The sequence below is a fragment of the Stenotrophomonas sp. HMWF003 genome (assembly GCF_003061285.1).
GTDB classification, from domain to species: Bacteria; Pseudomonadota; Gammaproteobacteria; order Xanthomonadales; family Xanthomonadaceae; genus Stenotrophomonas; species Stenotrophomonas maltophilia_AP.
Genome location: NZ_QAIW01000123.1, coordinates 1 through 5,574, shown reverse-complemented (window position 1 = coordinate 5,574; position 5,574 = coordinate 1). Strand labels below are relative to the sequence as shown.

Annotated in this window: 3 protein-coding genes, 3 tRNA genes and 1 pseudogene; 3 read left to right on the top strand and 4 right to left on the bottom strand. The window is 66.8% G+C overall.

The annotated features are described in order from the left end of the window. Positions 1–158 precede the first annotated feature (158 nt). From rlmB to rnr, 3 genes and pseudogenes are all read right to left on the bottom strand, one after another. A complete protein-coding gene (gene rlmB, locus DBR34_RS04790) occupies positions 159–905 on the bottom strand; it encodes a 23S rRNA (guanosine(2251)-2'-O)-methyltransferase RlmB (protein WP_038689409.1) in 747 nt (248 codons plus the stop codon). A gap of 105 nt (positions 906–1,010) precedes the next feature. After that, positions 1,011–1,468, bottom strand: a pseudogene (locus DBR34_RS04785) (GFA family protein). A 150-nt stretch (positions 1,469–1,618) separates the two neighbouring features. After that, positions 1,619–4,192, bottom strand: a complete 2,574-nt coding sequence (gene rnr, locus DBR34_RS04780; protein ID WP_128095919.1) for a ribonuclease R — start codon at positions 4,190–4,192, stop codon at positions 1,619–1,621. 23 nt (positions 4,193–4,215) lie between these two features. Here rnr and DBR34_RS04775 point away from each other — a divergent pair. After that, positions 4,216–4,302 (top strand) — tRNA-Leu (locus tag DBR34_RS04775). 75 nt (positions 4,303–4,377) lie between these two features. Here the strand turns inward: DBR34_RS04775 and DBR34_RS04770 are convergent. Further along, entirely contained in the window at positions 4,378–5,064 is a 687-nt protein-coding gene (locus tag DBR34_RS04770; RefSeq protein WP_128095918.1) for a glutathione S-transferase family protein, read from the bottom strand. Between the two features lie 154 nt (positions 5,065–5,218). Between DBR34_RS04770 and DBR34_RS04765 the strand changes: the two genes are divergently transcribed. Together DBR34_RS04765 and DBR34_RS04760 are read left to right on the top strand one after the other, a co-directional pair. Then, positions 5,219–5,305, top strand: a tRNA-Leu gene (locus tag DBR34_RS04765). A 186-nt stretch (positions 5,306–5,491) separates the two neighbouring features. Next, a tRNA-Leu gene (locus DBR34_RS04760) sits at positions 5,492–5,574 on the top strand.

Sequence of the window (5,574 nt, the reverse complement as noted above, 5' to 3'; positions counted from 1 at the left end):
GGGTAGAGCCGACCGTTGGTCGGCTGCCAACCCACCCCGGTAGAGCCGACCGTTGGTCGGCTATCAACCCACCCCGGTAGAGCCGACCGTTGGTCGGCTGTCGTACGCCGCGTAGAGCAGCCGACCGACGGTCGGCTCTACCCCCGCGCGCGGGCGGATTACAGGCCGCGCTGGCGCACAGCCTCGAACAGGCTCACGCCGGTGGCCACCGACACGTTGAGGCTTTCAATGTCGCCCGGCATCGGGATCTTGACCAGGCCATCGCAGTTTTCGCGGGTCAGACGACGCAGGCCGTCGGCTTCGCCGCCCAGCACCAGCGCCACGTTGCCCTTCAAATCGATCGAATACAGCGAGGCAGTGGCTTCACCGGCCAGGCCGTAGATCCACACGCCCAGCTTCTGCAGGTCCTTCAGGCAGCGCGACAGGTTGGTCACCGCCACCACCGGGATGCGGTCGGCCGCACCGGCCGAGGTCTTGCGCACAGTGGCGTTGACCGTGGCCGACTTGTCCTTGGGAATGATCACTGCGGTGGCACCGGCAGCCGCCGCGCTGCGCAGGCAGGCGCCCAGGTTGTGCGGGTCCTGCACCTCGTCGAGGATCAGCAGCAGGGCCTTGCCCTCGGCGGCCTCGACCAGGCCTTCCAGTTCGTTCTCACCGTAGGTGCGTGCCGCCTGGTAGCGCGCCGCCACGCCCTGGTGGCGCACCGAACCGCCCACGCCGTCGAGCGCCTGGGTGTTGACCTTGCGCACGTCGATGCCCTTGCGGCGCGCGTTCTCTTCGATTTCCACCAGCCGCGGATTCTTCGCGCTGGCTTCGATCAGCACCTCGCGGACGTTCTCGGCATCGTTCTCGATCGAAGAGGCGACAGCGTTGACGCCGACGATCCACTGGCTTTGCTTGCTCATTGCGGGGGCACGACCGGTACAGGGGGTGGTAATGGTAGAGCATCAAGGCCCCGCCTGCCCCGCCGGGCGTTCACGCCGGAGCCCCAACCCCGCGGCGCGGCGCCGTCAGGGGGTGTCGTGGTCGGGGTGTTGGTGGCTGACCAGGCCCTGCAGCAGCGCCATCTCAGGGTCATCCTCGTCACGGATCACGCGCAGCGACCCCAACGTATCCACGAACGGCAGCTTGGCCTCGGTGCCGTACTGCACGGTCGGCGGCAGGCGCGCGGGATCGTCAAAGGCCCCGGCAGCAACGGCCATGCCGTCCGGCGCTTCGTAGGTCAGCGGCGTGCCGCAGTCGGGGCAGAAACCCCGCTGGACCAGGTTGGAGGAGGCAAACCGGCGCGGCTCGCCCCGGGTCCAGGTGAACTCGACGGCGCGCACCGACACCAGCGGTGCGTAATAGGCACGAAGGCTTTCTGGCACATCCGGCAATGGCAGATCGAGCTGTCGGTCAGCTCGCCACGGACGTGGAAGCGGATGGCGCCGCACTGGCAGCCGCCACTGTATTCGGGGAGGTCGGGCATGGGTGCGCTCCGATCGGGGTAGGCATGGTGCCGGTGGACGCGAGTCGACCAATGGTCGGCACCTACCGGGTGGCCGGGGTAGCGCGGGTGCCGCCGGGCGGCCGGTGTCCGCGCCCTGGCGTACCGGCCGGTGGCCGGTACGCCGGTCTTTCAGTACTTCTGCTTCTTGCGCTTGGCTGGCTGGCCACGCGGCGGCAGTTCGTCCACCTCGTCGCCCTGCTCCTCGACCAGGCGGAAGTCGATCTTGCGCTCTTCCATGCTGGCCTTGAGCACCAGGATGCGCACGCGGTCGCCCAGCCGGTAGGCCTTGCCACGGCGTTCGCCGCTGAGCGTCTTGCGGGTGGCATCGAACTGGTAATAGTCGTGCGGCAGCTGGGTCACGTGGACCAGGCCGTTGACCTTGGATTCGTCCAGTTCCACGAACAGACCGAAGCTGGTCACGCCGCTGATTACACCGTCGAACTGGCCACCCACGTGCTTTTCCATCCACGCGGCGCGGTAGCGTTCGTCCACTTCGCGCTCGGCCTCGTCGGCCCGGCGCTCGCGTTCGGAGCACTGCAGCGCCAGCGCGGCCATCTCACGCGGCGAGTAGGTGTACTTCTCGGCCGGTGCGCCGCTGAGCGCATGCTTGATAGCACGGTGCACCAGCAGGTCGGGATAGCGGCGGATCGGCGAGGTGAAGTGCGCGTACGCATCCAGCGACAGACCGAAGTGGCCCTGGTTGTCAGGCGAATACACCGCCAGGCTCTGGCTGCGCAGCAGCACCGATTCCAGCAGCGCCGCATCCGGGCGCTCGCGCACCTTCTTGAGCAGCTTGGTGTAATCACCCGGCTGCACCTTCGACCACGGCGGCAGGCTCAGCTTGAATTCCTTCAGGAACTCCAGCAGGTCCTCGAACTTGGCTTCCGGCGGCTTGGCATGGTCGCGGAACGGCGCCGGCACCTGCTTGTGCAGCAGGTAGCGCGCGGCCTGCACGTTGGCGGCGATCATGCATTCTTCGATCAGCTTGTGCGCATCGTTGCGCACCAGCATGCCGGCCTGGGTCACTTCGCCGGTGTTGTCGAGCACGAAGCGCACTTCAGACGATTCGAACTCGATCGCGCCGCGCTTGGTACGGGCCTTGGCCAGCACCTTGTAGAGCTGGTGCAGGCGCTCGACCTGCGGCAGCACCGCAGCGATTTCCTTGCGCACTGCCGGGTCGTTTTCACCGACTGCCTGCCAGACCTGGTTGTAGGTCAGGCGGGCGTGCGAATTCATCACCGCTTCGTAGAAGCGCGAATGGATCACCTCACCGTCGCGGTTCACCTGCATGTCGCAGACGAAGCACATGCGGTCGACCTTGGGCATCAGCGAGCAGATGCCGTTGGACAGCGTCTCAGGCAGCATCGGCACCACGAAACCCGGGAAGTAGACCGAGGTGGCGCGCTTCTGCGCTTCGTCATCCAGCGGCGTGCCGGGGCGGACGTAGTTGGACACGTCGGCGATGGCCACCACCAGGCGGAAACCTTCGGCATTCGGTTCGCAGAACACCGCGTCATCGAAGTCCTTGGCATCCTCACCGTCGATGGTCACCAGCGGCGTGCTGCGCAGGTCCACGCGGTTGCCCAGCATGGCCGGCTCGACCACCAGCGGCACCGAGGCGGCCTCGTTGAGCACCTCCTGCGGGAACTCGAACGGCAGTTCATGGCCGTGGATGGCGGTTTCCACGATCAGCGAGGCGGTCAGCTTGTCGCCGAGCACCGCGATGATGCGGCCGATCGGCGGGCGGCGGGTATCCGGGGCCTGGGTCAGCTCGCAGACCACCAGCTGGCCGTCGCGGGCGTCGCCGGTCTGGTCCGGCGGAATCTGCACGTTGCGCTGCACCCGCTTGTCGTCGGGCACCACGTAATTGATGCCGAACTCGACGCTGAAGCGGCCGATCAGGCGGGTCATGCCGCGCTCGAGCACGCGGGCGATGCTGCCCTCGCGGCGGCCGCGGCGATCGATGCCGGTCACGTTGGCGAGCACGCGGTCACCGTGCATGACCTTGCGCATTTCATACGGCGGCAGGAACAGGTCGTCCCCGCCCTCCACCGGACGCAGGAAGCCGAAGCCTTCCGGGTTGGCGATGACCACGCCGGTGATGAGGTTGGTGGCCTGCACCGGGGCGAAACCGCCGCGGCGGTTCTGCACCAGCTGGCCGTCGCGCACCATCGCGCCCAGGCGCTTGCCCAGCGCGTCGGCGCGGTCGGGTTCGGTCAGGCCGAGGTGGATGCCGATTTCCTCGGCGGTCTGCGGGCCGTCGCAGCGGTCCAGCAGCTGCAGGATGGCTTCGCGGCTGGCGATGGGCTGCGCATAGCGCTCGGCCTCACGCGCGGCATGGGGGTCGATCACGTTCATGTCGGCAGCAGTCGGGTGCGGGCGGCGACGGGTCGGGATCGGCGCGCCGGCATCCGGCTTGGGGCCGGACCGCTTGCCACCGCGCGGCGGCGCTGGGGTGTTCATTGATTCGGGCATCCACGGTGGCAGCTTGCCGGCCTTCTTGGCGGCAGCGCGGGGCTTGCCCGACGGACCGGCAGCCTGCTTGGGCGCCGGGGACTTGGGGGCTTTCGCGCCCTGGGTCGGTTTCTTTGGTTTCATTGGCCTCCATGGTAACCGCTGACAGTGTGCAGAATCGGTCATGGGCGCGCCATATGCAGGTTTGTGAAGAATTTTCACAAAACCGTTGACAAGCCCCGGCGGCATCTTCACAATTCGCCTCCTGAGTCGCCCAGGTGGCGGAATTGGTAGACGCACTAGCTTCAGGTGCTAGCGGGGGCAACTTCGTGGAGGTTCGAGTCCTCTCCTGGGCACCATGACTCAGAAAATGATCAAACCCGCGCAAGCGGGTTTTTTCGTTTCTGGCATCCACCCCTCCCGGATCGGGCGGGTCAGGCCTCGGGATCGTAGTAACGGCGCGCCAACCCTGCCCGTCCCGGGAAGTACTTGAACCAGGGCCGGGCCGCGTCGATCACCGCAGCCACCGCTACGTGCGCCATCAGCCGCTCCATATAGGCAGACAGTGCCGCGTGCGCCTCCGGCACTGGCACGTAAGCCACCGCATAGAACAGCGCCGGTGCCGCAGCGCAGTCGGCCAGGGTGAACGCTTCGCCGGTCAGCCAGCGCCGCCCCGCAAGCTGGCGATCCAGCAGTGCATGGCTGTTGAGCAAGGTGGCCCGCGCCGCTGCCGTGGCCTGGGCATCGCCCTGCCCGTCCGGCTGCAGCAGCGCAGCGGTCAGCGCCTGCATCGGGGTCATGACATAGAAGTCGCAGAACCGATCCCAGAACCGTACCGCCAGCGCCTGCGCCGGATCCGGCGGAATCAGCCACGTACCTGCGGCGGCATGATGGAGCTGGAGGTGCTCGATGATGATGCTGGTCTCACCGATGGGCGTGCCCTGCTCGACCAGCAGCGGCATCTTGCCCAGCGGCCACAGCGCCCGGAACGCTGCGCGCTCGACCGGGTCGCCGAGGTTCAACAGCCGGGCGTCCAAGGTGACACCGAGCACGTCGGCGGCGATCAGCACTTTCTGGCAGCACGAGGACAGCGGATGGAAATGCAGGATCGGGGTTTCCATGGGAACGCCTTGCTGCCGGGTGGGCCGAGTATTTTCAGGGTCCACCACCCGGGTCAAGCCGCGCCGCGCCAGTGGCCAACGCACCCTGCGCGTTTGCGGCGCCGGAATGCATTGACAGCCCTGCGATGCATCCGCATAATTCGCCTCCTGAGTCGCCCAGGTGGCGGAATTGGTAGACGCACTAGCTTCAGGTGCTAGCGGGGGCAACTTCGTGGAGGTTCGAGTCCTCTCCTGGGCACCACGACTCGGTACATGATCAAACCCGCGCAAGCGGGTTTTTTCGTTTCTGCGGTTCGATGGTGTGGGTGTCGCATGCACGATTGCCCGATGTGCAGGGGGACGAACCGGCAGCGCGCGATGATCGAAATTTTCCGCGACATGCTGTTGACACATTCGTGGTTCTCCCGCAGAATTCTCCTCCTGAGTCGCCCAGGTGGCGGAATTGGTAGACGCACTAGCTTCAGGTGCTAGCGGGGGCAACTTCGTGGAGGTTCGAGTCCTCTCCTGGGC

Excerpts from the sequence above, each read along its gene's own strand:
- rnr (WP_128095919.1), bottom strand. The coding sequence starts at position 4,192 with ATGCCGCCGGGGCTTGTCAACGGTTTTGTGAAAATTCTTCACAAACCT.
- DBR34_RS04770 (WP_128095918.1), bottom strand. The coding sequence starts at position 5,064 with ATGGAAACCCCGATCCTGCATTTCCATCCGCTGTCCTCGTGCTGCCAG.
- rlmB (WP_038689409.1), bottom strand. The coding sequence starts at position 905 with ATGAGCAAGCAAAGCCAGTGGATCGTCGGCGTCAACGCTGTCGCCTCT.